Annotated in this window: 27 protein-coding genes and 1 tRNA gene; 11 read left to right on the top strand and 17 right to left on the bottom strand. The window is 48.0% G+C overall.

From position 1 onward, the window contains the following. Positions 1–154: 154 nt before the first annotated feature. The 5 genes from hisH to EYA77_RS08315 are packed head-to-tail and all read right to left on the bottom strand — an operon-like array spanning position 155 to position 3,575. Positions 155–763 carry an imidazole glycerol phosphate synthase subunit HisH gene (hisH, locus tag EYA77_RS08335; RefSeq protein WP_167816424.1) on the bottom strand — a complete coding sequence of 203 codons (609 nt, stop codon included), beginning with the start codon at positions 761–763 and terminating at the stop codon, positions 155–157. After that, the gene (locus tag EYA77_RS08330) at positions 750–2,168 is read right to left on the bottom strand and encodes a phosphoadenosine phosphosulfate reductase family protein (protein ID WP_167816423.1); all 1,419 of its coding nucleotides are present in this window, start codon (positions 2,166–2,168) and stop codon (positions 750–752) included. Before EYA77_RS08330 ends, hisH begins: the two co-directional genes overlap by 14 nt. Before the next feature lie 5 nt (positions 2,169–2,173). Next, on the bottom strand, positions 2,174–2,788 hold the full coding sequence (locus EYA77_RS08325) for a DUF2284 domain-containing protein (protein WP_095642402.1): 615 nt from the start codon (positions 2,786–2,788) through the stop codon (positions 2,174–2,176). After that, positions 2,785–3,207: an adenylyltransferase/cytidyltransferase family protein gene (locus EYA77_RS08320; protein ID WP_042696350.1), complete on the bottom strand. Its 423-nt coding sequence runs from the start codon at positions 3,205–3,207 to the stop codon at positions 2,785–2,787. Before EYA77_RS08320 ends, EYA77_RS08325 begins: the two co-directional genes overlap by 4 nt. Next, complete coding sequence (locus EYA77_RS08315; protein WP_042696351.1) at positions 3,204–3,575, bottom strand: Mov34/MPN/PAD-1 family protein; 372 nt, start codon at positions 3,573–3,575, stop codon at positions 3,204–3,206. Before EYA77_RS08315 ends, EYA77_RS08320 begins: the two co-directional genes overlap by 4 nt. A 22-nt stretch (positions 3,576–3,597) precedes the next feature. Between EYA77_RS08315 and EYA77_RS08310 the strand changes: the two genes are divergently transcribed. Further along, complete coding sequence (locus EYA77_RS08310; RefSeq protein WP_167816422.1) at positions 3,598–4,332, top strand: M48 family metallopeptidase; 735 nt, start codon at positions 3,598–3,600, stop codon at positions 4,330–4,332. 51 nt (positions 4,333–4,383) lie between these two features. Here the strand turns inward: EYA77_RS08310 and EYA77_RS08305 are convergent, their stop codons facing one another. The 4 genes from EYA77_RS08305 to EYA77_RS08290 are packed head-to-tail and all read right to left on the bottom strand — an operon-like array spanning position 4,384 to position 10,338. Continuing rightward, positions 4,384–4,719 (bottom strand): hypothetical protein, encoded by a 336-nt coding sequence (locus EYA77_RS08305; protein WP_042696353.1) that lies wholly within the window; start codon positions 4,717–4,719, stop codon positions 4,384–4,386. A gap of 47 nt (positions 4,720–4,766) precedes the next feature. Beyond that, the gene (locus tag EYA77_RS08300) at positions 4,767–6,584 is read right to left on the bottom strand and encodes an AMP-binding protein (RefSeq protein ID WP_167816421.1); all 1,818 of its coding nucleotides are present in this window, start codon (positions 6,582–6,584) and stop codon (positions 4,767–4,769) included. 52 nt (positions 6,585–6,636) lie between these two features. After that, entirely contained in the window at positions 6,637–9,234 is a 2,598-nt protein-coding gene (locus tag EYA77_RS08295) for a valine--tRNA ligase (protein ID WP_095642399.1), read from the bottom strand. Between the two features lie 54 nt (positions 9,235–9,288). After that, on the bottom strand, positions 9,289–10,338 hold the full coding sequence (locus EYA77_RS08290) for a hypothetical protein (RefSeq protein ID WP_042696356.1): 1,050 nt from the start codon (positions 10,336–10,338) through the stop codon (positions 9,289–9,291). 223 nt (positions 10,339–10,561) lie between these two features. Here EYA77_RS08290 and EYA77_RS08285 point away from each other — a divergent pair, with 223 nt between their 5' ends. The 4 genes from EYA77_RS08285 to EYA77_RS08270 all read left to right on the top strand — a co-directional run bounded on the left by EYA77_RS08285 (position 10,562) and on the right by EYA77_RS08270 (position 13,389). Continuing rightward, entirely contained in the window at positions 10,562–11,071 is a 510-nt protein-coding gene (locus EYA77_RS08285) for a hypothetical protein (RefSeq protein WP_143745018.1), read from the top strand. 7 nt (positions 11,072–11,078) lie between these two features. Then, a complete protein-coding gene (locus EYA77_RS08280) occupies positions 11,079–12,212 on the top strand; it encodes an ORC1-type DNA replication protein (protein ID WP_042696358.1) in 1,134 nt (377 codons plus the stop codon). Positions 12,213–12,289: 77 nt separating this feature from the next. Next, on the top strand, positions 12,290–13,234 hold the full coding sequence (gene mch, locus EYA77_RS08275; protein WP_042696359.1) for a methenyltetrahydromethanopterin cyclohydrolase: 945 nt from the start codon (positions 12,290–12,292) through the stop codon (positions 13,232–13,234). Between the two features lie 81 nt (positions 13,235–13,315). Continuing rightward, positions 13,316–13,389, top strand: a tRNA-Val gene (locus tag EYA77_RS08270). A gap of 483 nt (positions 13,390–13,872) precedes the next feature. Here the strand turns inward: EYA77_RS08270 and EYA77_RS08265 are convergent. From EYA77_RS08265 to EYA77_RS08240, 6 genes are all read right to left on the bottom strand, one after another. Then, the gene (locus EYA77_RS08265) at positions 13,873–14,304 is read right to left on the bottom strand and encodes a hypothetical protein (protein ID WP_167816420.1); all 432 of its coding nucleotides are present in this window, start codon (positions 14,302–14,304) and stop codon (positions 13,873–13,875) included. Continuing rightward, positions 14,301–14,495 (bottom strand): hypothetical protein, encoded by a 195-nt coding sequence (locus tag EYA77_RS08260; RefSeq protein WP_167816419.1) that lies wholly within the window; start codon positions 14,493–14,495, stop codon positions 14,301–14,303. The genes EYA77_RS08265 and EYA77_RS08260 overlap by 4 nt, the downstream gene beginning before the upstream one ends. Then, positions 14,488–14,697 (bottom strand): hypothetical protein, encoded by a 210-nt coding sequence (locus EYA77_RS08255; protein ID WP_167816418.1) that lies wholly within the window; start codon positions 14,695–14,697, stop codon positions 14,488–14,490. The genes EYA77_RS08260 and EYA77_RS08255 overlap by 8 nt, the downstream gene beginning before the upstream one ends. After that, entirely contained in the window at positions 14,694–14,993 is a 300-nt protein-coding gene (locus tag EYA77_RS08250) for a hypothetical protein (RefSeq protein WP_167816417.1), read from the bottom strand. Before EYA77_RS08250 ends, EYA77_RS08255 begins: the two co-directional genes overlap by 4 nt. A 345-nt stretch (positions 14,994–15,338) precedes the next feature. Next, on the bottom strand, positions 15,339–17,627 hold the full coding sequence (locus EYA77_RS08245; RefSeq protein ID WP_209315040.1) for a bifunctional DNA primase/polymerase: 2,289 nt from the start codon (positions 17,625–17,627) through the stop codon (positions 15,339–15,341). An 807-nt stretch (positions 17,628–18,434) separates the two neighbouring features. Continuing rightward, complete coding sequence (locus EYA77_RS08240) at positions 18,435–19,370, bottom strand: integrase (protein WP_167816415.1); 936 nt, start codon at positions 19,368–19,370, stop codon at positions 18,435–18,437. Between the two features lie 341 nt (positions 19,371–19,711). On the opposite strand from EYA77_RS08240, the gene EYA77_RS08235 reads away from it, so the two are divergent. From EYA77_RS08235 to EYA77_RS08220, 4 genes are all read left to right on the top strand, one after another. Next, a complete protein-coding gene (locus tag EYA77_RS08235; protein WP_042696360.1) occupies positions 19,712–20,362 on the top strand; it encodes a riboflavin synthase in 651 nt (216 codons plus the stop codon). A 2-nt stretch (positions 20,363–20,364) separates the two neighbouring features. Continuing rightward, complete coding sequence (gene ribB, locus EYA77_RS08230) at positions 20,365–21,024, top strand: 3,4-dihydroxy-2-butanone-4-phosphate synthase (RefSeq protein ID WP_042696361.1); 660 nt, start codon at positions 20,365–20,367, stop codon at positions 21,022–21,024. Between the two features lie 4 nt (positions 21,025–21,028). After that, on the top strand, positions 21,029–21,502 hold the full coding sequence (ribE, locus tag EYA77_RS08225) for a 6,7-dimethyl-8-ribityllumazine synthase (RefSeq protein ID WP_342664201.1): 474 nt from the start codon (positions 21,029–21,031) through the stop codon (positions 21,500–21,502). 96 nt (positions 21,503–21,598) lie between these two features. Continuing rightward, positions 21,599–22,516 (top strand): hypothetical protein, encoded by a 918-nt coding sequence (locus tag EYA77_RS08220; protein WP_042696363.1) that lies wholly within the window; start codon positions 21,599–21,601, stop codon positions 22,514–22,516. Positions 22,517–22,554: 38 nt separating this feature from the next. Here EYA77_RS08220 and EYA77_RS08215 read toward each other — a convergent pair whose 3' ends face one another. Further along, on the bottom strand, positions 22,555–23,088 hold the full coding sequence (locus tag EYA77_RS08215) for a tetratricopeptide repeat protein (protein WP_042696364.1): 534 nt from the start codon (positions 23,086–23,088) through the stop codon (positions 22,555–22,557). A 77-nt stretch (positions 23,089–23,165) separates the two neighbouring features. Further along, a complete protein-coding gene (locus EYA77_RS08210; protein ID WP_167816414.1) occupies positions 23,166–24,095 on the bottom strand; it encodes a hypothetical protein in 930 nt (309 codons plus the stop codon). Between the two features lie 201 nt (positions 24,096–24,296). On the opposite strand from EYA77_RS08210, the gene EYA77_RS08205 reads away from it, so the two are divergent. Continuing rightward, positions 24,297–25,073, top strand: coding sequence for a hypothetical protein (locus EYA77_RS08205; RefSeq protein WP_042696366.1), 777 nt, complete (start codon positions 24,297–24,299; stop codon positions 25,071–25,073). Positions 25,074–25,144: 71 nt separating this feature from the next. Continuing rightward, a complete protein-coding gene (locus tag EYA77_RS08200; RefSeq protein ID WP_167816413.1) occupies positions 25,145–26,725 on the top strand; it encodes an MFS transporter in 1,581 nt (526 codons plus the stop codon). Positions 26,726–26,768: the final 43 nt, after the last annotated feature.

Genomic DNA, 26,768 nt, shown 5'->3' with positions numbered 1-26,768 from the left:
TAGTGCGGATTGCTTATTAATGTGGGTGAACCACAAATGAAAACCTGGTTGGAATAAACCCAAATTGAAGGATAATCTCCATATGGATAAAGACGGAGCAGCATAAAACAGATGATTTTTCATGCGGAGAAAAGAGGGAGAAAATGCCTTTATCTCATTCGATCATCTGAACAAAATTTTTGAGAATCAAAATGCCGGCGTCCCCGCTTTTTTCCGGGTGGAACTGAACACCCATTACATTGCCCGCACAGACGGCCGATGCATATGATACGACATAATCGGTCGTCGCGATCGTAAAGTCAGGGGTAGTTTCAGCATAATACGAGTGGACGAAGTAGACATATGTCCCGTCAGGTATTCCTTCAAAAAGCGGATGGCCAGAGGGTGAGATGGTATTCCATCCCATTTGAGGTATCTTCATCCCGGGTTTTTTTGGAAAAAGCCGAACCGTTCCGGGCACAAAGCCAAGCCCTTTGTGAAGACCGTGTTCCTCGCTCTCCTCTAGAAGCATCTGCATGCCGAGACATATTCCCAGAAGAGGTTTTTTTGCTGCCTCTTTTTTTACAAGATCGATCAGGGGCGCGAGTTTGTTCATCCCTTCGGCAAAGGCCCCTACTCCCGGAAGGAGAAGCCCGTCAGCCGATTGGATGATCTCAGGATCGTTCGTGATTATCGGGCGGGCCCCCGCTGCCTCGAGACCACGGACCACACTCCTGAGATTTCCTAATCCATAATCCAAAACTGCGATTTCAGAAGTGCCCATCTATGTCACCGTCTTCTTCATTTGTTTCACGGATCCTCCATAAACCTTTCGACGCCCATTCTGGTGATTTGCCGTTTGCATCCCCCCATGCTTTCAGTTTGCGTTCCCAGTCGGCCCACATCTCCGGATACCGCGCCTCGATATCCTTCATGCAGGCGATGTCGGACGACGGGCACATAAAGCAGCCGATCCGATCCAGGCCAAGTTCGTATAGCGGATTGTAGGGCGCTTTTTCTCGGAAAAGATACAGCCAGTCATGCATAGCGGTCCAGTGCTGGATCGGGGCTGCTGAAAGCTGGCAGGGAACATTTCTATTTCTCCAGACCCGCGGACTCTGCATCCGTTTTGCAGACTCAAACTTCCGCTGACCGATGAAAGAGATGGCCTCACCCCACTCGTTTTCGATCAACGTCTTGACCGGCGTAAGTTTGCATGCTTTGCAGCACCACCTAAAATCCACTGCAGGCGGACCCTGCGTCTCAAATGCCTCCCAGAATCCGGAATCCCCCGACTCCTCAATAAGAGGAAGGCCAAACATTTCGGAGACCTGATGGACATTTTCGATCGTTTCCGGGAACTCAAGTCCGGTATCGGCAAAGATCAGCGGAAGTCTGAGCCCGGCCTTGAGCGTGATGAGAAGCGTTACCAGACTGTCTTTTCCGCCGGAGTAGGAAACGGTAGGCTGGATGTCCGGATTTTTGGCGATGACGTCCAGGATGAACTCGATCGATTTTCTTTCATAGAGATCGAGAATGTTTTTGTTTGCTGAAATCGCATCATTCCAAGTCGAAGGAGATGCATCTACCACGGGTTTTTGGGTCCGGCGGGTCCGAACGAGCTGACCCCGGGTCGCACCCACCGTATCCTGATAAGACATTTTTGCTCGGCCGACTGCCACACATTCTCCGGACTCGGCAATAACGAAGACACTATCTCCTACGGCGATATCGGGAGAGACAAAGGTAACGCCGGGCATAAGAACGCTGCTTCCTTCCTTGATATAACCGGCCGCATCATCGGTGACTTTGATGAAACGCTTGGTCGGAACGACCAGCGATGCCGCCGCTTCCCTTGGGAGAACTTCCCATCGGGACTCAGCCGGGATATATCTGATCGCACAGACTACCGCTCCGCCGATGATTATCTCCTCCATCCTGTCCTCGTCAGGGACTTTATTCAGAATTGCAAGAAATCCTTCAGGGATCAGCGGGACACCAAACTGTTCTTCGAAAAGGCGGTTCACAAGATTTCTGTCACGGTCAAAAGCGGGGCGGACATCTCCCGGCGGCGTCACTGAGACGGGACGGGTTTTTTCTCCGCAGGAGCAGAGTTTTCCCATCACCGGAGAATGACATTTGTCACACCAGTAAAACGGGACAGGGGCTAAAAATGGGGAATTTTTCATATGATTCACTCAATTAAAAGGAGCATAACGGTCGTCATCGGTGAATCCAGGACGCATCCGCCCGCGACTTCCGTGCAGGAAAGAACCTCGAGACCCCAGCCGACGGAGGCGCAGGTGGCATACACATCGATGCCCGCAGCTTCCATACTCGGGCGCATTTTTCTTCGGTTGACACAGTCAGTTATTTCCGCATCGTCATCTTTTGCTTTGCAGTGAGCACACAGCCCGCACTGATGACCAGTGTAACCGAATGTCTTGTAAAAACCTGCTGAGAATGCCATCATCTCAAGATCATACATGACATTCTGGACATACGCAGTCATCTCACGGGAGACAAGCCTCTCCGGGGTGGTTTCGCCGACATCGCCTACAAATTTTATGAGGATGGCAGTTTTGTATTCTTTGAGAACTTTCCTGGTCTCCGCAGGGGTTGGCGTATAAGGAGGACAGGAAAACCGGCGGCCAAATCCATTACACCCGAAGAGACATTTCTGTCTCACCCACTCAGCCGTTACAATATCTTTTGCCGGGATCAGCGTTGCCTCGCCGCCCTTCTCAACGACAAATCTGACAAGTTCGGATATCTTGTCCATCTTGTCCAGTTTCTTATCTGATTTCATTGCGATCTTCTCCTTACGGCTTCTTCGATGATCTTAGTTGATGAGGTGAACGGCATCCCGGAATACTCAGCAATACGAACGACCTCGGCAGAGATTCCGCGTTCACGCATCTCCCGTGTCAATTTTTCCTCGGACCATTTCTGATTGAAACCTATTGTTATTACTGCCGGATCGATCTCCCGGATCGGTTTATACATATCAGTCTGATCCCCAAGAACGGCATGATCCACACACCGGAGACTCCGGATCATTTTGAGCCGCTGCTCTTCAGAAACGATAGGGCGGGGTTTATGCACGACGTTTTTTTCCCGCGCAACGATGACCCATAACTCGTCACCGAGTTTTTTCGACTCTTCAAGATAGTAGATATGTCCGGGATGAAGGATGTCAAAAGTCCCGGTGGCAACGACCCGTTTCATGATATGACCTCAAGAGTTTTTACTTTCCCGTCCCTTCCGTAACATCTCCAGGAATTTTCATCGAAGGGCGCGCCTACAATGATATGGCACTGGCCGCTTTGGGAAAATGTGGCAAGATCAGCATCAGAAGGAGATAAACAGCCGTTTGGATGACTGTGAGCGGTGCCGGCGATCTGCATCCCCAGCGGGATCATATCCATGAAGATATTGGCGCTGTCCTGCGAAACAGTAGTGCCGGGTATCGGGTAGGTAACATTGATGACCCCTTTTTCCATGCCCAGCATGACGATATATTCATCAGGAAAACTTGATCTGCCCATCTCCAAAAGGAGATCAAGCACTTCCTGATCTATGGCACGGACTAACATTCAGTTACTTATATTGGAGAGTATGAGAGATAATGTTTCACATATGGGTCCGGCTGTTGTATGGAATGGAGATTATATCCCGATCAACGTGATCTACTCAGACAGAAGAAAGTCCTGGGCGATCGAAGTTACGACCGCAGGAGAAGTCCTTGTGCGGGTTCCTTCGATGATCTCGGAAAAACGGGCAGTAGAGATCGCGCAGAGCAGGGTCGAGTGGATCGCAAAACAGCAGTCTGTTTTTCAAAAAAAACAGGCGAACCCGCGGAGTTATGAAGAAGGAGAGAAAATATCGTTTTTTGGCGAACCTCTAACCATACAGCGCACAATTGGACCCGCCAGAACGGAGATCTTCGAAGGACAGCTTAGGTTATCGATACCTGACACATTTTCTCCAGATGATTCCAAGAATCTGGCACGTGATCTGGTCACGCTATTGTACCGGCGCCTGGGAACCGTGGTTTTGGATCCGTATGTGGAGAAGTATGCGAAACTTGCCGGCGTAAATAAACCGCAGCTGCGTATCAGGCTCCAGAAGAAAAAATGGGGCTGCTGTACACCAAAAAACGGCATCATCATCAATGCACGGGTGCTGCTCGCACCAAAAATCGTCGCGGAGTATCTCGTTGTTCACGAAATAGTGCATCTGAGATTCCCCCACCATCAGAAAAACTACTGGGATGAGGTCAAACGACTGATGCCCGATTACAAAGACGTAGAAAAACTGATGAAAACAGACGGGTGGAGATGGGAGTTCTAAACTGATAAGAACAGATTTCTTCAAACACCGAAAAAGAAATAAAAAATAGGGTTATGTTTTCTTTACAAATACCTTAAGTCCGGTGGAAACCTCCACAAGGGATTTCCCGTCAGCAGAGAGGGTGTAGGTGCCTGCATTGAATAATTCTGAGGTTCCGGTGAGCTTATACGTTTTCTCTTCGGTCTTCTCCCAGGTCATTGGAACGGTGGAAGTGATGCCGAAGAAGGTTATAGTTATTGTTCCGGTTCCGTCATTGTTGAATACGACCGGAATCTCGGTACCGTATATAAGCCAGTCTCCAACGATCGGCTCACTGCCGATACAGCCCGCAGTTCCGATTGAGAAAAGCAGGACACAGAGAACAAATGCAATAAGAATTTTCTTCATAAAATAGATGTGGTAGAGCGAGATATATCACTCTTTCTTTTTTATCATCAGGCAGTTTTTATCTTCGCAACGTCAGCGAGACCAAGTTCGGCGATGGACACTTCCTGCATATCCCCTTTCTTGATCTTGCCGGTGACCGTCATAGGGAAGGAGTCCGTAAACTTGTAGTAACGGGGGATCTTGTGACGGGCGATCCTGCCCTCAGCAAATGCCCTGATCTCCTCTTCGGTGACCGTCGTACCGGGCTCTGATTTCACCCAGGCGCAAAGCTCTTCACCGTACTTTGCATCCGGAACGCCAATGACATAAATGTCGGAGATCTTTGGGTGGAGATGGAAGAATTCCTCGATCTCACGCGGATACAGATTCTCTCCGCCGCGTATGACCATCTCCTTCAGGCGACCTGCCATGCGGACGTAGCCTTCCTCATCCATAGTGCCAAGATCGCCCGAGTGAAGCCAGCCGTCCTTGTCGATGACCTGCTTGGTTGCATTCGGATTATTGTAATAGCATTTCATCTTCATGTAGCCGCGGGCGCATATCTCGCCTTTCTCTCCGAGAGGAACGATCCTTCCGGTCTTCGGATCGGTGATCTTGATCTCGGTGTGCGGGAATGCTCTTCCAACGGTCGCAACACGGTTTTCGAGCGTGTCAGAGGTGGTGGACATGGTGATGCCCGGCGCCGTTTCAGTCAGGCCATAGACGATGACGATATCTTTCATGTTCATCCGTGAGGCAACTTCCCGCATCTTTTCGATCGGACACGGAGAACCTGCCATGATACCAGTCCTGAGACTTGAAAGATCGTATCGGTCGAAGTTCGGGTGTTCCAGTTCTGCGATGAACATGGTCGGAACGCCGTGAAGCGCCGTACACTTTTCAGCTTCGACTGCCTGCAAAACAGCCTCGGCATCAAAGAAGGGTGCAGGAATGACCATCGTGGATCCGTGCGTCACGCATGCCATATTCGAGAGGACCATCCCGAAACAGTGGTAGAACGGCACTGGGATACAGAGTTTATCCTTCTCGGTAAAGCCCATTCCGTCTCCGATAAAGAGACCGTTATTCAATACCGAGTGATGGGAAAGCACGACACCTTTGGGAAATCCGGTCGTGCCTGACGTGTATTGAATGTTCAGCGCATCATCAAAGGAGACGGACTCCTCACGGTTTTCCAGCTCGAAGTCGGAGACATACTCACCCATTTCCAGAAGCTCACTCCAGCGGTACATGCCGTTGTAGATGATCTCACCCATGAATACGACGTTGCGTAGATACGGGAACTTCTCGGACCGGATCTTGCCGGGTTTTGCCTCGAATGCCTCGGGGCATGCTTCGTAGAACATTCCGACATAATCAGAGGTCTTGAACTTGCCCTGCAGAATCAGCGTGTCTACCTCAGACTGCTTAAGGGCATACTCCAGTTCGAACGTCCGGTATGCCGGATTGATGTTGACCATCACTGCCCCGATCTTTGCGGTCGCAAACTGCACGAGTACCCACTCAGCATAATTCATTGCCCAGATGGCAACACGGGTCCCGTGTTCCACGCCGAGCATCATAAGACCTTTTGCCACGGCATTCGTTTCAGCAAGGAACTCCGCCCAGGTGTAGCGAAGGACCTTAGACCCTGCAGTCGTTAGGGTTAGTCCGGACTCGCGGTACGAGTTCGGCTCGTCGGAAACGAGCCCTTCGTGGCAGTAATTTGCCGCGGCAGACATACACCGTTTACTGTAGGGATTCGGCTGAAAGGATACTAGAGCATCATTGCGGGGGTATTTAGCCGCAATGCTGTTCAAGACGTATCCTACGGTACTTCCAAGAAGTGGTTTCTGGGAAGTCCCACATGCGTAGCTTTCAGACATGTGCTTACTACGTTAGAGCGGAGAATATAAAAAACGTGTTACACCTGAAAAATCAGGTGCGTTTTATGGTGATCATCACGTCATCGAGCATAAGAACATCGACCGATTCACCGGAAACTGAATAGATGTACGATGTGGTCCAGGCCCCGTCAGGAACACTGACCTCTTCACCTTCTATGGAGATAGAGACCGGAGGCGTGATCTTGTCAGCATCAGGAAGGGCATTTACTGCAGTCATAAATGCGCCTGCTTTATTTCTGAGGTTTTTCCCAACAACACTTTTATTGAAAACGACTTCGCCAACCTTCTTTTCAAGAGCCGGTTCCTCAGCTTTCCACACAACCTCGGCGTTCACGGTCCTGCCGAGATCGCCGGAGTCATCGATGTTATGTGAGGGAGTATAAATCGTAACACTGCCAAGAGGTGCGTTCAGCGCGAGACCCGAGTCGTGCTTGTATTTGCGAAGAAGGCTGACAATGTTCACGATCAGATCGCCGTCGCGCAGTGCATCCTCATCCACGTAGGAAAACGTCGTCCATGGGTGATCGATGATCCTCTTTCCATCGGATAAATGATGATAGCACTCCTGAGCGAAGAACGGAATATAGGGAGAGAGCATCGCACACAGTGCATCAAGCGTTGTTTTCAGCGTATAGACCGCTCCGGCGCGTGAAGGCTCCTCACTGTAAAGTCTGCCTTTCACAAACTCGAGATACTCATCAGCCATCACGTTCCAGGCGAAATCGCGGATCGTTTTCAGACCCTTATCAAAGAGATACTCCTCCATCGCCCCGGTGACCTCAGCGATGGTCTTTGAAAGGTTAGCAAGCATCCACCGGTCGATCAGTGTTGAAGGAGCATCGCTTTCCGGAACAGGCGACTCTTTTTTGATCTGCATCAGCGAGAATCTGACGATGTTCCACATCTTTGTCTGGAATCTGGATGCAGCGACCACATCGTTCCAGTTGAAGAGGATATCCTGACCAGTCGACGAGCCTGAAGCCGCCCACTGTCTCAGAGCATCCACACCATAAGGCCCCATAACATCTTCCGGACCGATCACATTGCCGCGTGACTTGGACATCTTGAACCCGTCTTCACCAAGAACCATGCCGTTGATGAGGATACCATCCCACGGTTTCTCCCCGAGAATGGCCATGCTTCTGAGGATCGTATAGAAGGCCCAGGTCCGGATGATATCATGACCCTGCGGGCGGATCTGGGCTGGGAAGTATGGCGGCATGCCGCTTCCGTCCCATCCTGTGACGTGAAGGTCGGTGATGGACGAGTCCATCCAGGTGTCGAGAACATCCTTCTCGCCGGTGAACTCGGTTCCTCCGCACTTAGGACAGACATGTTTTGGTTTTTCGATCGTCGGATCGATCGGAAGATCGGCCTCATCGGGAAGGATCAGTTCACCGCACTTGTCACAAAACCAGACCGGGATCGGGGTGGCAAACAGCCTCTGCCGCGAGATGCACCAGTCCCATTCCATCTGTTCCGCCCAGTTTTCCAGGCGCTGGAGCATGTGTTCTGGATACCATTTGATTTCCCGGGCAGCCTTGACGATCTCGCCGCCGTTCACCTTCACAAACCACTGACGCTCGGAGAGGATCTCGATCGGAGTCTTGCATCTCCAGCAGCCGCCGACTCTCTGCTCGATCTTCTTCTGGTCTTTTAGAATGCCGAGCTCATTCATATCAGCAAGGATGGCTGCGCGGCACTCTTTAGAAGGCATGCCCTCATACTTTCCGCAGATCGCGGTCATCGTGCCTTTGGTCGTCAGAGCCTTTCTGAGCGGGAGATGATGTTTCTTCCACCAGAACACATCGGTCTTGTCACCGAATGTACAAATCATCACAGCGCCGGACCCGAAGGTCATGTCAACGGCGTCATCGGCGATTATGACGACCTCATGACCAAAGATCGGGACCCGGAGCGTTTTCCCTACGAGAGATGTATACCGCTCATCATCCGGATGGACAGCGACCCCTACACAGGCTGCGAGGAGCTCGGGGCGGGTCGTCGCGATCTCGATGCCGTCGAAGTCAAAGAAGTTGAGAAGCGTCTCTCCTTCATAATACGATACTTCGGCAAAGGCGATCGCCGTTTCGCAGCGGGTACAGAAGTTGACCGGATGTTCGTCCTGATAGATGTAACCTGCCTTGAGCATGCGCAAAAACGACAGCTGAGTCTTTGCGTAGTAATACGGCTCCATCGTGATGTATTCATTACTCCAGTCAACGGAGAATCCCATCGTTCTCAGACTCTGCCGCATTCTGGTGATGTTCTCTATTGTGAGCTCGCGGCACATTGTGCGGAACTCTTCACGGGAGACATCGTTCTTTGTGATATTGTGAGTCTCTTCGACCTTCACCTCGGTCGGAAGCCCGTGACAGTCCCACCCCTGCGGGAACATAACATTGAACCCTGTCATACGCTTATAGCGGGCGATGATATCCATATATACCCAGTTAAGAGCGTGCCCGATGTGGAGTTTTCCAGTCGGATACGGCGGAGGAGTATCTATTACGTATTGAGGTTTTTTTGAGTCTTTATCGAAGTAAAAGTCGCTGTCGTCCCACTGGTCAAGCCAGCGTTTTTCGACAGAGGCAAAGTCGTAGGTCTTTGGAAGTTCCTCGGTCAACATGTGGAATAGGTTTTGTTTTTCTTCCCATATAAGACTCCCACACCCGGGAGGAAATTAATCCACGGCCGAGTTGAGTTTGCGGGAGACAGCCGGACGATCCAGCCGGTTATGTTTAATGAACTCGGCAAGGCCGGCGAGTTTCTGATACTCGCCCACAAGTCTGTTGTAGGAGTCGATCATTTTTTTAAGACGGGCAACATTGGCGTTGTGGCGATGACGAAGCGCTTCGTACTCCTGAATTTTTTCTTCGGCAGACAAAACCAGGAGTTCGTCACTGGACCGCGTAAGTTCATCTTTAAGATCGAGAAGTTTTTCATGAAGACGGACGATCTCCAAAGTAAGCGTCCCGTTCTCAGATATCTTTTCATTGAGAGAATCGAGCATTTCAAGGATCTTGGCGACATCCCGGATACTGCCGTACCGCTTTGTGCCGTGCCCGATCGGAAAAACCTTTGGCCTTGACGTTGTGTCGGCGTACTCACCGGCAGGATGACCGATATATGATATCGCAGTGGTTTCGACGACCGCATGACCGCACCCGGCGAAATCATATCCGGGCGGGGCGGGCAGACCGACTGTAAGATGATTCTCTTTTGCAAACTGGAGAACTGAGACCGCATACCCTTCGTGAGAGAGAAGACCTGCAAGAAGAAGGGACTTGTCGCTGCAGATCCCGGTGCCGTCAACGATCGTTTCGACCGGAAAGCGGGGTGCAGGATCGATTGAAGAAAGTTTTTCCGTGTCATACGGAAGAGACTGAACATACGCAGTCAAAAGTTCCAGATATTCATCATCATTCAGGTTTCGCTCATTTCTGATTTTGCGAAATTTGGACAGAAGAGTCTGATACACCCGGTTCAGACAAGGATCGAGAGTGAAGGCTGCATAATATCCGGCAAGCCAGGCATCCTGGATCCCTGCCGGAACTTTGGCGGACTTTCCCGATCTTTTTGCGCCCTTGTAAAGAGAAAGCGGGATCTCAATTGTAAATGAGTAGTTAAGATGACGATATGGAAACGTGATCTGCGCTGAAATCGTATCAGACTCATCCGTAGGGACGATTTGAGGGTAGACGACACATTTTTTCAGACCGCGTTTTGCCATGCAGGGTACATTATTTGGAGGGGAAGATGAAAAAACCGGAGATTGCGATCACAAAGATCCAGCGAGCATGGATAAAGAAAAGTGATGGGACATCAGGACCACGCATCATCATGACCTTGCGGTTCAGCGGGGGTAACTTTCATCATCTGTCCGATTAACTATTATATCATTCATCAGTATCATTAATTCTTTGCAAAACATACGTTAACACATCATACTGCTTATGGTAGACAAGAGAACAGTTACGATTGGAGTGACGATCAATCTGGGCAATTATGAGAGCCTGAGGGTCGAAGTTTCCGACATAGCCGAGGATGAGGGCGCAGTAAGAGAGCTCGTCGATTTTCTCGGACAGACCCTGGATGAATTCGGTGTGCAGGATACCGTAACCAGAGCGGCGGTCGAGAGATATAAAGAACGGGTGCTTGAACGGGACGCGCCGGAAGATCTGGAAAGCGGCTACTTCCCAATGGAGGAAGTTCCGCTCATCCATCCGGTGGACGAGGAGGGGGAGGAGATCCCCCCGGATATCCTGGAGGATACAAGGATCATCCAGCCCGAAGAGTCAGAGGAGGATGATCAGACTGAGATCGCGACCCAAAATAAGGAAACACCGGAGATCCATGAAGGAGAATTTGTCTGTGAGAAATGCGGGGTTCCGGTATCCAAAGTGCAGCGTGACGTCTCCAATCTTTTTATGGGGAAGACACTCTGTAAAAAATGTATGAAATGAGGATAAAATGAAAAAAAATCTGCTCATGTGGGATCAGACCCTCTTCAGAGACATAGAAGTCTTTGAGATCACGTATGTCCCCGAGCAGTTTGATTACCGCGACGAACAGATCGAAAGACTGGCATTTGCCGTCAAACCCGCCCTGATCGGCGGAAGCATCCTAAATACAATCTGCAGGGGTGTTCCCGGCACCGGAAAAACCACATCTGTTAAGAAATTTTTTGAAGAGGTGGAGGGAGCGGCAACAAAAATCGTTCCGATCCATATCAATTGCCAGATCGACAGCACAGAGTATGCAGTTTTTTCCCGGATATATACGAAACTGACAAAAAACAGGCAGCCGCCCTCAGGAACCGCTTTCAAAACTCTCATGGACATGCTCGCAAAATATGTTGAGAAGGAGGAAGTGATCCCGCTTATCTGTCTGGATGATGCGAACTATCTGATTTACAATAAAGAGTTCAACAATGTTCTCTACGCTGCTTTGCGTATCCACGAAGTTTACCAAAAGATAGCGATCGGGGTGATCGTCGTCATCAGCGACCCGGATATCCTCCTCGAGTCCATACTTGATGCACGGGTCGCCTCGGTTTTCAGATACGAGACGGTCAACTTCGAACCATACAGCGCTGCAGAGGTGGCAGGGATCCTCTCACAGCGGGTCGCCCAGGGTCTCTACCCAAACGTTCTCACCTCAGAACAGCTGGATTATATCGTGGACCGGACGATGCGCTGCGGAGACATCCGCATAGGTCTGGATATGATCAAACGCGCAGTAATGTACGCGGAAACGGATGCAAGAAGAGCGGTCACGCAGGAAGATCTGCAAAAAGCCGCGTCAGCTTCACAGGACCTCCATCTTGCCGGAACGATCAAAACTCTTTCTCCGGATGAACTCCAGATCCTCGAACAGCTGGTGAAGATGACAGGCACACAAACGCTGCTGACGACCGGAGACCTTCGCAGATCGATGACGAAGGATGCTCCAAAGCTTACCCGATTCAATGAGATCGTCGAAAAACTCGATCATCTCCGGGTGATCACCGTTGACTATGCTAATAAAGGGAGCGGGAGAAAACGCTATGTGAACCTCAGATATGAGAAAGAACGGGTCAGTAAGCTCCTGCAGAAGAAGAACTGAGAGAAACGATCCCGACTCATAACTCTTATCTATTTGACGGTTCCATATCTGAATAATATTCCTTAGGGTGATTTATTTTGGTAAGTGTAAACGAACTTGGACTTGATCTCTTCGAAGAACTCGTAGAGAACGCAGATCTGTTTAATGTTGCATACCACGAACTCGACAACGGTTCCCGTGTGGTCGACTGTGGTGTGAGTGTCCCAGGCGGATACGGAGCAGGTGACTACTTCACCCGCATCTGTATGGGCGGCCTTGGAGACATTGCCTTCCGTCAGGGTATGGTCGGCCAGTTCCCGATGACCTTCATCGATGTGAACACCGATTTCCCGGCCATCTCCTGCCTCGGCTCACAGAAAGCCGGCTGGACCGTGAAACTTGACAACTTCTTCGCAATGGGATCCGGACCCGCACGCGCCCTGTCCCTTCAGCCGAAACACACCTATGAAGTGATCGGCTATGAGGATGACTCAGATGCAGCAGTGATCTGTCTTGAAGCAGACCGTCTGCCAAGCGGAGCGGTCATGGAGATGATCGCAGAGAAGTGTAAGGTCGATGTCGCGAACGTCTGCGCACTCGTTGCCCCGACGTCATCCATCGTCGGCTCTATTCAGGTCGCCGGACGCTGCGTCGAGACCGCAGTGTACAAACTGAACGAACTCGGCTTTGACACGACAAAGATCATTGCGGCCGCAGGTACTGCCCCGATCCCGCCGGTACGAGGAGCAAAACTCGCCATGGGCGTTACAAACGACGCAACCATCTACCACGGACAGATCAACCTGACGATGAATGCTCCGGAGATCGTCGACTATCTTGAGAAGATCCCCAGCTGTTCATCGAACGGATACGGCAAACCGTTCAATGAGATCTTCAAGGAAGCAGGATACGACTTCTACAAGATCGACAAGAGCCTGTTCTCACCGGCCGAAGTCATCATCAACGAAGTCTCCACGGGCAAAGTGTATCAGGTCGGAAAGGTCGACACCGCTGTTACCCTGAAGTCATTCGGTCTTGCATAAGACAGAAATCGGGTCGGGATCATTCCCACTCCTTTTCCGCAGGATTAATAACTCCGTAAATAGTATTTAGTAAGGTAATTTGGACTCGTGGTCTAGGTGGTTATGACGTCGCCCTTACATGGCGGAGGTCAGGGGTTCGAATCCCTTCGGGTCCACTGTTTTTAATACGGCTTAAAATAGCTTGTTCTAAGATTTTAGACATATTCCAACCGTTTTTCGTTGCAATGTCTTTAACGGTCTGCGGAATAGTAACATTAACTCGTTCTCTATTCCTGCGGGTTTGTTTTACCATTTGGCTCATGAGCTTCCTCCTTTTTGTTTTGTGAGTACAAAATGTCTTGTACGTACACAATAAGCGGTTATCCCAAGGGTATATATACTTAAGTACAGTTTAGTAAAAAATCCTGTTTTTTATGATATTTGGCAAAAATAGAATAAATCCCTCCACGTGGTGGGGGAGGAGGTAAAACACAGACCTTCACAGCGTGCCGTTAAAGGGTTCTCTCTCAATGGGTAAGGTGTTTGTATCATCTCAACATCAGACCCGCTTAAAAGACCGTTAAACGCTTGTGTATTGCCAATATAAGACAGTGTTAAGACAGTGTGGTAGTGTAATCAAAAAAGGAATGGTATGGGGTTTAAGCTGACTTGCGGCACAGAATCAAAAGATCCACCCCATCGCAGTCGATATGAATTTCCCTTGCGTATACAGGGAACGAGTTTGTGTTTAAGATCTCATGGACTGCATTTTTAATAGTATAACATTGCGAGTCTGTGAGCTGATCCACATCGCTCCAAAGTTTGCGCTTGGGTGTGATAGCTATTATGGATCCGCTCAAAAATCCCTGCTTAATGAACTCGCGCTGTGCTTTGAGTTTACGAACGAGTTCCTTTTGGAGCTCTTCCTCTTGCCTCTTAAGTTCAGCTAACTGTTCTGCTTGCTCCTTCGCGGTCTCCTCTAAGATAATTTCAGCCAAATTTATGTTAAGATGTGCGGAAATCAATTCAAGCTTTCTAGCGTCGGATGTGGCCCTAAGGACCATGTTGGTATCATTGGTGATTGGTGTCATAATCTTCTAAAACTCTTACTTCCTGTTTTTTCCTCTATATCCCGGACGGTTTTTAAATCCGTGGCAATTTTAATACATGCTGCGGCTTCCGAGGCGAGTCTCCGTCGTTCCGCGTCTTTTAAAATTTTTTGTAGGGCCGTCTCTCTTTCTGTCGCTTTGAATTTCTCCAAATCAAATTCCGGGTTATTCATCTCTTTCCCTCCTCAGCGTCTCAATTAACTGACTGGATCCTTCAGGTGTGAGCTCCTCCGGCGTGGGTAGTCTCCCATACCGATCTTTAATGATTCTAGTCATAAGCTGTTTATCGGTCATTTTTTTGGGATCCGTGGGTACGGGTCCCTCTGCCGGTGCTAATGCATCGACCCTATTTTTAATATTATTTACTGTTGTCATTCTTTCACTCTCACTAATTCCTTATGGCTCGATTCAACCTCTAACTGCTTAACTCTTAGGTCCAATTCGGCTAACTCAAAATCCTTCAAAGTGGAGTTATGAGCCGTCATGAGACTGCTGAACGCTCTAATATACCCTAGGTATGTGGGGTCAGACTGACTCATCTTGAACCTTTCCCCTTGGGTCAATTTCTGCTCAAGCTTTTCTAGGATTTTTCCGCTCAAATCTAAGAGCCGTTCTCTAGAATATCCGCAATTTGAGCTTGTTTCCGGTATATCTGTTACGTTATTTACCATTTATTTTTTCTCCCTTTTGGTTGGTTTTTTGGTTGGTTTTTAAGAAGCGGTCCCCGTGTTTTTTGGCTGTGATGTGCCGGACCGCGTGGTTTATTTTTTGAAAACATTATTATCTGAACTCCTTGAAGGTCCGGCTGTCGCTATCCTCAAGCGAGGTGTACCTACAAAACCCACCACGAAGATCAGGAAAGCAGACATCTTGTATTCTCGCATGGTCCGGTACGAATACAAGATGACAAGATGTCAAGATATTCAAGATGTCTACCTTATCTACCCTATCAAGACTATCTATATTATTCAAATTATCTATACTATCTACACTATCTACCATATCTACTATCATTTTTAACATACTACCCCCTTTACTTCCACATTATCTTTTCTTCCAAAAAACTTTGTCAACACATACCCGTTTTTCGTACACTCACCTTTGACCGGATGATGATAGGGTATTTTTGTAAACATGATAACCCCATCCCCCTCTCCGTCGAGGAGGGTGTTCATAACCTCACGGCTGGAAAAGGATTTCTGGTTTTTGAGCCTTTTATTAATATCATCCTTACTTATCGGTGTCCCTCTCGCATCTTCGAGAACCTGCATAACAGATGCATACAGAGTACGACCTTCCCGACACGTACGGGTGTAGGTTTCGAAGGATCGAGGGATAAAGTAACCATCAATCAACCGTTTGGCTTCTGTGATATACTGATCCGGTATGTCGAGTTCGCATACCCCCTTCCTTTGAATGCCGGGATTCATGGACGATAGTCTTAGTAAATCTCGTCCATCGTGTGGGGTCTGTTTATACTCATGTTTCACGTCCTCACAGAACCCCATAGAACCCATGTAGAAGAGCATGGCAAGCTTGAATACATACATCCTAAGACGTTTGATAAGGCTGCCTTCAAGCTCGTTCTGTTGAGCCTTTGTGCGGGATGTATCCCATGTGTTGTATTCGTTCATTGCTTTCTCACTAGGGTATAAAGAGAAATGGTCGAACATATCAAGAGCCTGCTGAATCTTCCGTGCGTGTATGATAACATCGTTCCAAGGGTTCTCTCCGCCTCCCCTCTCCCTCCGGGGTGTGCTTAACGGATTTTGATTAGCTGGACCTTGACATTGAAAAAGTAAGAAACGGCACCATAACCCCCCGGTAACATCCGTCTCTTCACTTTCGGCTATAAATTTAGATCCGGTAGTTGCGAACAGATTAGTCAGATAAACATTTTGTGCCGCAAACTCTCTGTTCCCTGTTAATTCTTTAACGTATTCGTTGGGGTTGTCGTACAGAACACAGAATAGATCAAGGATTCCCCGCATATGTGAGCCGCTCCGGTGGGATTCTTCTAGGAGTTTTGCGATTTCATCGTTAAACACAACCCGGTGAGCGTTCTTAGATAGAATTTCACCCACTACTTGGACGCTATACTCTGCTGCGAGTTTTGGGGAGGTATTCCCGATAAAGTCCAAGATCCTAGACAACTCGTCGAATGTGGATGTCTTACCACTTGAAGCATCACCTATCATCAGACCCCATACATTTGTATAAATGTTGCCTATCTCTGGGAATGTAATAGATAATTTCCGATCCGCTAATGTGCTCATCAAAGCGAAGGCTCCCGCGGTTGAGTACTCTAAAAATCCACCTTTGAGTTGACTTGTTGCAATATATTGCATAATGAGGTTATCAGACTCCAGATTCAGCGTTAGGGGTTCCTCCTTCCCTCCCGTGGAGGGTTTCAAGCAAGATCGGAGTTCATCTATGTTAATCCCTTCAAGGTCGGCATGAGTCTTGTATCCATCTTTCTCTAACGAGTCCAGAACCCTTCCTGCGTTTTCTCCCATGAACCAACCCGGTTTACACTCTTCACATTGAATGATCCCTTTAGCTATAGCGTATGCTTCGAGACCGGACCCTCCTGTCTCGTGTCTAAAGCAGTAAAATACATTTGCGGCAGGGTCTACACTAAAATTATTCCCGGTCTCGCTGCCGTGGATCGGATGAGCTCCTCTAATTTCACCCTTCACGTTAATGTAAGTGGATTCCCCGACAGGCATAAGATAATCAGTGACCTTTAAACCAAGCCTTTCTGCTAACCCGTTTCCTTCTTTCAAAGAGTGTGCTTTCCAAGAGGTCGTAATGGGAGTTTCCGGCTGTGAGTCTGTCAACCCACCCATTGACCTTATCCACGCTTTTAAATCCGTCCAAGACACGATACGAGGCTCTGCATCATTAATCACCTCATAGGCTAATCCTGAATCGGGATGAATCGACCCGGGAGAGAGCACATAGGACCGGTGACCGGTTAAACGGATATCTCCTTTATCACCAAATACATATTTTGCTCCGGTTGGTGCATCTTTACAGACTAAATAAACGTGCTTACCTTCACCGGATGCTCGTCCCGTTTTGATTGTGTACGTATCTTTCCATCCAAGAGGGACGGAGTTATACAATTCCTCAGAATCAGCGTCGATAATACAAAGACCGTTTTTCGGGAAAAATCCAATATTACCACCGTTTGCGATGTGTACCCGGACCTCAGATGAGTTTAGGGAGTATGTATTTTCCGTCCATGATCCTAAAGGCATTTTTGACCTACTCTTTAATAAAATCACATCGACGAGGTCCATTAAGGAATCATGTATCGATATAACCGTCATGACGTGACCTCATGGAAAAACAATATATCCCTTGAGGTCGAATCTACTGTGAGTGTTTTGAACTTGTCTTGATGCAGAGTGCAATCGGTATCAAGACCCCTTTTATGTATTTCGCTTTCCATTAAATCAACTCTAATTTCTTAGCATCGATGGCATTTTTCAACGCATCGGTTGTCACCTGTGATATTGAGATCCCTAGATTTTTGGCTTCGATGCGTAGACCATACGGGATTAATATGTCTACTCTCACCTTCTGGCTGAACATTTTATTTTTTTCCCGCAGTCCAGTACGATACAAAAAGATACCGAACTACAATATTAATATCTGTACGGATATGCATAATAATCTATCTCAGAAAATGCAATATTAATTGTGTTGTAAGTATATATACTTGCTTATTGGTATATATACTTATAATAATGAGAATATGGTTTATAATACCTTTATTTTAAAAATAGAGTTAAAATTGAGGTTATTAATTTTTCTTGTTTTTCAGTATGTCTTTTGTCATCCTGAAGGTGAATACTGAAACGCGCATAAGAATTAAAAAAGGTTAGGATATCCAACATTCAAGTTGGTTGTCGTCCTCGTTCTCTAACTCTTCTTCAAGGTTCCAATCTTCAACCCCTAAAATACATGAGTGTGACCCGTCGTTGTTGTGGTAACAATATGAGCATTTAATGCAGTGTTCGACTGCTTCTTCGTTGGTCAATGTGGCTACAAGTTCTGAATTTTCATAAAATTTCATTTTAGTTCAATCTCCTTTTATTTTTTCTCTAATTGCACGCCTTGTCTGCGGTTGTCGCTGTTTGTTTCAAGTGGGGAATGCAAAACACGCGGGTAAGTTTTGAAACTATGCGGCAGTATCCTTCATCACTCATCTTATCAAGATCCAGATAATGGATATCGCTTATCCCTTTAGGACTCCGTCCCTGTATATGGTCTGCGGCAGTCGAATCTATACAGACATCACCGGACCGCATTAAGGTATAATGCCATTTTCTCAGACCCGCGGGGTTTATTTTCCTGCCTTTTGGAGTCTCCGAAGAAATATCTTTACTAAGATTATAGATACATCCGGTATGTTTGTAATTAATTAAAATTTCTTCCATTTCAGACGGGAAATAAAAGTAATACGCATTCTTTTTCCCCTGACTTAAACCGCGGACATCTATTTTAATGACAGTGTCGGAAACGTGGATTATTTCACGTGGTTTTGATAAAGCTTCATACAGTTGTGAATGTCTCGCTCCGGAGTATGCCATTAATAGATAATAATCTCTGAATGCCGGTTCGATACTATACAGACCATCATAGATTTCATCATCTGTGAGATCCTTTAACCGTCCATTAGACCGCGTTCCTTTAGTCATTTCTGCAAGATTTAAATTAACCCTCCACAATTGAATAGGGTAGTTGTTTAATACCGTTATCATCTCTTTTATTTCGAGATACTTAAACAGTTTTAATAATCCTTTCCGCTCCGATGAAGTGATATTCTTACCGTTATTTTCAGAATAATCTGATAAATCCCGTGGTGTTGTGAGGGGTAAGAGAGACTCCAATCCGGAATAATACCCTCTTCGGGTTCTTTCGTTGTTCGTCCCGGTCCGTTCGCAGAAGTTGAGATACTTATGTTTAAACTCAGGGTCATCAAGATAGGTACAAAGACAACCGCGCGGATTTTGCGTTTCTTTTTTAAGTGTCTCCAATTGGGTATTTTTATCAAGATTTAATGATATATCTTGATTTTCTAATAAATCATTCGTACAACTTTCCGATTTTTCAAAAACCCTTACATGGCGGAGGTCAGGGGTTCGAATCCCTTCGGGTCCACTGTTTTTGTTTTTATTTTATGATTTTTCGTGACGCTGCCAGCCATAGTAAATACGTGAGGGAATCAAGCTGCATAGAGCCGGAAAGCACCGGCATCAGGCAGGTCAAAAATCATTTTAACTCATTTTTGATTTGAAACTCAAAATTGATAACGATTAAATAGCTGAGGGTTGAATAGATAATCAGGCTGGTTCAACCTGCACAGGAGTCAAAGATCATGTTTACCGGAATCGTAGAGGAGATCGGAACAGTGACCAGGATCATGCAAGGTCAAAACTCCTCGATACTTTCCATCAGAGGCGACAGGATCTTTGAAGACCTGCGTCTAGGGGACAGTGTGGCAGTGAACGGCGTCTGTCTTACCGTAAGCAAACTTGCCGGGCAGAGTTTCGATGCCGATACCACAAGCGAAACACTCGCACGGACTTCTCTTGGAGCACTCAGAGCTGGAAGTTTCGTGAATCTTGAACGTGCCATGGCGGCAAACGGTCGTTTCGGCGGGCACATCGTCACCGGTCATGTTGACGGAACAGGAATTATCTCAATGATCCGCCGGGATGGAAAAACCGTCTGGGTCACCATTACCGCTGATAACAGCATTCTGAAATACATCGTTGAAAAAGGATCCATCGCAGTTGACGGCATCAGCCTTACAGTGGCATCCACAACTCAGAATTCATTCAGCATTGCCGTTATTCCCCACACGGAACGATCCACGACCCTTCTCACAAAATCTCAGGGAGAGACTGTGAATCTGGAGTGTGATATGATTGGCAAATACGTTGAACGGTTCATCACCCGAATGCAGAAGAGCGAACCGCAAAGATGTGTCATAACCGAGGAATACCTCAGCAAAGCAGGATTTTAGCCATGTTTACATTTAACACAATCGAAGAAGCGCTGGAATCTCTCAGAAATGGGAGGATGATCATCGTCACCGACGATGAAAACAGAGAAAATGAAGGTGACCTGATCTGTGCCGCCGAACATGCCACTACGGAAAATGTCAACTTCATGGCGAAATACGGCAGAGGGCTGATCTGCATGCCGATGTCGGGACAGCTCGCCGAGAAACTCTCTCTCCCGCCGATGGTGATAAAAAATACCGACAATCACGAAACAGCATTCACTGTCTCCATCGATCATGTCGACACCACCACCGGCATCTCCGCGGTAGAACGCGGCATCACGGCACGAAAATGTATCGATCCTTTGGCACGCCCTGGCGATTTTCGAAGACCGGGGCATATGTTCCCGCTTGTTGCAAAAGATAACGGCGTCTTCGAACGTGAAGGACACACCGAAGCGACCGTCGATCTCATGAAACTGGCGGGACTTAAGGAGGCAGGACTTTGTTGTGAAATCATGGCGGACAATGGAGAAATGATGCGGACTCCCGAGCTTATCTCGATGGCGAAGAAGTATAATCTGATCTTTGTGACCATCAAAGACCTCCAGACATACCGGAGAGAGCAGGAGGCTTCGGCTCTTGCAGTTGAACAGAAAAAGATGAGTCCAATGGACTGTTAAGGTGATTAGTGTGAAAGTTTACGAAGGAAAGCTGGTTTCAAAAAACATTAAAATAGGTATAGTTGCAGCAAGATTCAATGAGTTTATCGTAGCAAAACTGGTTGGAGGGGCATTGGATGCCCTAAAACGGCATGATGTGGCAGATGACGACATAGAGATCGCCTGGGTCCCCGGAGCATTCGAGATCCCGCTGATCGCCGAAAAAATGGCGGCGTCCAAAAAGTATGACGCGGTCATCTGTCTGGGAGCCGTGATCCGCGGATCAACAAGCCACTACGACTATGTCTGTAATGAGGTGACAAAAGGTATCGCGACCGTCTCGCTGAGATCCGGAATTCCGGTCATGTTTGGTGTTCTGACAACAGATAATCTTGAACAGGCGATTGAACGCGCCGGATCAAAGGTAGGAAACAAAGGCTTCGATGCCGCGGTGGGGGCAATCGAGATGGTCAACGTCATCAGAGAATTCAATAACTGAAAATTTCACTGCACTCCTCTTTTTTTCTATAGCACACTATTAAGAATCTTCACGTGTAAGCTATAACCAGAGCATGGCGAGGGAGAAACCAAAACAATGTACGGCGTGATAGATCTTGGTTCCAATACGGTACGTCTGGTACTGTACAACGTAAACGGCAGCGCTCTTGAGCCGAAACTCAGTAAAAAACATACAGCAGGACTCGTCGGGTATGTAAAAAAACGGCGTCTGACACCAGAAGGGATAAAAAAAGCAGTGGATGTCTTACATGACTTCAAAATGATACTGGAGAGTGTGAGAGTGGAGCGTCTGTATGTATTTGCCACGGCATCGCTTCGAAATATCGAGAATACGCTGGAAGTAACCGAGGAGATCAGAAAACATACAGGATTCGATGTTGATGTCCTAAGCGGCAGAGAAGAGGCGGTTTTCGACTACTATGGAGCTTTGCAGACCGTTGATATGCATGACGGCCTTCTGGTGGATATTGGCGGCGGGAGTACTGAACTGGTGTTTTATCAGAATAACGAGATCCTCACCACCGAATCGATGCAGATCGGTTCCCTGAATGCTTACACCTCATTCATTTCAGATCTTCTGCCGACTCCTGCGGAGCGTAAACGTATCGAAAAGGAGGTGAAGACCAAACTCGATTTGATTCCTGCATCCTGTAAACATATTCCTGCAACAGCCATCTGCGGCGTCGGGGGGACGGTCCGGGCAAGCTGCCGCCTGAACCGCGAACTGAATGGCAAAGACGCTCCTGGAATAGAATACACCATCAATGATCTTCAGAAAATGATCGAGTTGGCAGATGGAGATCGAAAAACCGCAATATCATACATCCTCAACGTGGCTCCCGAACGGATCCACACGCTCATTCCTGGAATGATCATCCTCCAGACTATCGCTGGATATTATGGAAGTAAGAAGGTGATCATCAGCAGATCCGGAGTGCGGGACGGATACCTCTATCATAAACTCGAAACTGCAGGCGTAATCAGGCCTGTGTGAGCATATGTTCCTGAAGAGACCTTAAGATGATTATGCCCTCAGGAAAAGCGGCGGGCATTGGCCAGACATATCTCTGAGCGTTCTTTTTCGCCAAGTTCACGAAGGACCGTTCCTTTTCTTTCCCAGAATCCTGCATCGGTTGGTACAAGTTCGATGCCGATCTCAAATGCCTGAAGAGCATTATTGTACTCTTCGAGAGCTGCGTAGGCAAGACCAAGATTCATCCAGTAATCAGCCTCACGAAGATTAAGTTTCGTTGCCCGCTGAAATGCCACCACTGCAGCTTGCGGATCTCCCTGACGAAAGAGAACGACACCTTTCGCGCACCAGATCGCAGCACAACGCGGATCCAGTTCGAGCGCACGGCGAATACAGCGGAGGGGATCGCCGGTCTCATCATTGTTCTCATGCATCACGAGCCCTAATTCTGACCAGTACACTGCATTGTGCGGATCGAGAACGACTGCCCGCTCAAAGCACAACTGAGCCTGACGGAGATTTCCTGCATCACGTTCACGTTCACCAGCTGAAAACCAGCTTTCCGGATTATCGATCGGTTCCAAATCACTCATAGCTGTAATCAGAATAGAACTTTGAGATATTAAATCCCGTTGACAGGAAATGTGAATGAGAAAAGAAAAAAATAAGATTAGTCCCTGCGGACTAAAGCAACTACACCAATTACACCAAGAAGACCGAGTATGGCAAAGCCCATCGGGGATGCGGGTGTTGCGTTCAGCGGAGCATTGAAGGTAAGGGTCTCACCTTTTGACGGCATGATTACCCCGACAGTGGCGGTCTGATAACCGGTCGCGGAGACACGTGCCTGATTGACCGGGGTTCCGGTCGTGACAACCGCAATATCTGCTTTACCGTTGGAGATCATACCTGTGTAACCGACAGAACCGGAGATGGAGATCAGCTCGACTTTTGCGCCTTCAACATTGCTGGTAACGCTGATAACGCCCTGGTCGCCGCCAATTATAGGGTTAGTGGAAACCATCTCAATATTGACGATCTCAGTCTGACCTTTGTCAGGGACAGTTACTGAAACGGTCTGGGTGACCCATCCGGGTGCCGAGACGACAACAGAGTTAATTGGTGTACCAGTCGTATACACAGCAAACTGGATCTTGCCGTCAACATCGGTGTATCCGGAATAGCCGACTGAACCTGACGACATAACATCAACTTTTGCTCCAATGACATTGGTGTTTACCTGGAGGAAACCGCGGTCGCCGCCAACCGGTTTTGCCTCAAGCGTTACCGGGACAACAGTGGTCTCGCCGGCTGCCGGGACGGAGACGGAGGCACTGGCAGTGTAATAACCGTCTGCAGAAACAATGACCTGATTCACAGGAGTGCCGGTCGTGTACACGTAGAACTCAGCCATACCGTTGGTAATGGTCTTGGTCTCAACAACATCACCGTTGATGGAAATCAGAGAGGCGGATGCCCCGTTCACATCACAGGTTACCTGAACGACACCTTTGTCACCGCCAATGGTTTGTGCTGATCCAGCACCGGCGAAGAGAAAGAGGACGATCAGAGCAATAAACAAATAGGAAGTCTTTTTCATAGAATCACTCTCGTGTTAATCAGAATTAGTTCTGATACTATACAATACCTCTCACTAGTATGTATTCTTTTTGTACGAAAAGTAGAGAGATCCAAATCTCAAATACAGGAATGAACACGCAATCTGAAAAAATCTGGATAGAAGGGACAGAGGTATTAAGTAAACGAAAATGTATATTCCCTATAACAGGGGATCATTGAATTGGCACGAAAAAAGGAGTTTGATCCATTAGGCGGATCCATCAGCAGTGAAAAACCAAAAAAGATCAGAAAAAATAATCCTATTCTTGGATCAAAAGAACACACAGGTTCGTCGAGCGTCTATGACGAAGCGAATCATGGACCATTATCTGGTTACGGCATCGATGCCCTGACGGCGGACGGACGGGCGGACAAACCAAAAAAAAGAGGGTTTTTGTCAGGGATCTTCGGTCAGGGAAAATCATCAGGACGACCCCCAGAATTCCCTACAAAAGATCATGCTCGTACACCTGAGGGAGAAAAACATTCTCATAGGATAACGGATACCTCTGAAGATGACATTTTTGAAAAAGAGCCTCGGGAGATGAGCGAGCCGGCAGTTTTCGATCCAGAACCCTCTGAAGAAACATATCCGACGTCTCAGACGTTCGCCAGAGATAAATCGGTGATCGGAAGATCAGATGATGAACCCGCTCCTTTCTTCCTCGAAGAAAAACCGAATCCAAAAAAGCAGACGGTGAGATATCACCCAAACGTCTGCTATCTCTGCGGAGCAGACACTTCGGTTCCTCATCAGCAGTTCCGATTCGGTGAAGAATCCGATCCAGAAAACACCGTCCCCCTCTGCAAAACCTGCATGCATGCCGTAACGATGCTCATGAAATATAGGGATCCAGCAGATGAACGGGAGATAAAAAGCGAGTGGCGATTTCTTGCACCAGGTCTGAATGAGAACAGAGCTGATGAGATCGTCAGAGAAGGCCGCAGACGTAATTGATCGAACTCTTTTTTGAGTAACAACGCAAAATAGACACTCATTAATACATCCAAAAAACAATACAGATGTATATGGAAACATTGCGTCTGAGTGCAAAACAATATCTTATTGCCATAACAGTCGGAATTGCCTGCTTTTTGCCCCCGTTCATCGGAGAAGCGACGAACATCGCCCTCCCGAATATGCTGAACGGACTGGGATATACGATGGGACCTGACTACTGGGGTCTTTACGGCTGGATCCTTACCGTCTACCTGCTCACATCCACGATTTTTCTTATACCTGCGGCAAGACTTGCCGATAAATTCAGCAAGAAGTGGTTCTTCTGTATTGGTGTCCTTCTGCTCGGCATAGGATCACTCGGGGTTGGGATGTCAACGTCAGGCGAAATGGTCCTGATGATGCGGGCGATAGAGGGCATCGGAAATGCGCTGATGTTTGGAACCGCGATAGCTTTGCTTGCATCGGCCGTGAAAATCGAACTGCGAGGCACCGCAATAGGGATCGCCATGACCGGCGTCTTTATGGGACAGCTCGCCGGACCTCTGCTTGCCGGAGCACTGACCGATGTCTTCGGCTGGTCGATGGTATATCTCATCCTCTGTCCCGTGGCGCTTCTCTCCTTCTTCCTTGCACTTCCCTTCATTCCGCGTGATCAGCCGACCGACAAAGGTCCTTACGACTGGATCGGAGCTGTTCTATTTATGATCGGCATGGCGCTTTCGCTCTATGGATTTTCCAAACAGCCAAACGCGGAAGCATTCGGGATTCTTATCGTAGGGATCATTCTTCTGATCGCATTCTTCTTCTATGAAAAGAGGAATGCAAATCCCCTTATTCCAATCAACCTGATCCTGCACAACAGGGGATTCACCTTCAACAACTCGGCAAACCTGCTGTATTATGTGGCTATCTATGCAATGGGGTCCCTTGTCTCGCTCTACATGACAAATGTCTGGGGAATAACAGACGCGCTCCCGCGTGCCCTTATCGTCACCACACAGGGACTGATCCTCGTATTATTCACAATCGTGGCGGGCAGATTCTATGATCACCTTCTCCCAAGATGGCTTCTTGCTTCCGGCGTACTTCTCACCATCGCAGGAATTGCAGGAGCATTCCTTATGGGCGCAGCTTCCGCGGAACCTGTCTGGCTGACCGGAGCGATCCTCTCGGCAAGCATCGCCGCATTTGGAATCGGATCTCTGATCCTCACCGCGATCGACCGGCTCATCAAACACGCCCCGCCAAAATATGCAACGACCACGGGACTGCTCATCATCAGTATAGGAATGGTCGTTCTTCTCACCTGCGGTACGGAGACCGCCATCTGGAGCATGATCGCGGTTCAGGCACTCTTCGGAGTAGGTATCGCGATCTTTGTAACGCCCAACAGCACTGCCATTATGAACTCCGTGACACGCCAGGAGTTTGGAATGGCTTCAGGAACGCTTTCCACCACCAGAATGCTTGGAATGGCAATTTCCATCGGGATCGTTTCCATCCTGAAAAACATCTTCCTTGCGGGAGCCTCGGACAACTACTCAGCATCCTTCCTTCAGATGCTTGACGGAACCATCATTGCGGCACTCATCGTTCTGGTCCTTGCGATGATCCTTTCCTGGACTGCGGGCTCTGTAAAGAACGCATAATCCAAAATACCCAAACCAATCTCTTTTTTTCTTCAGTGTTCAT

Source organism: Methanocorpusculum sp. GPch4 (genome assembly GCF_012062385.1).
GTDB lineage: Archaea > Halobacteriota > Methanomicrobia > Methanomicrobiales > Methanocorpusculaceae > Methanocorpusculum > Methanocorpusculum parvum.
The sequence above is the reverse complement of the archived record's forward strand: the minus strand, read 5'-3'. Positions and strand labels throughout refer to the sequence as shown.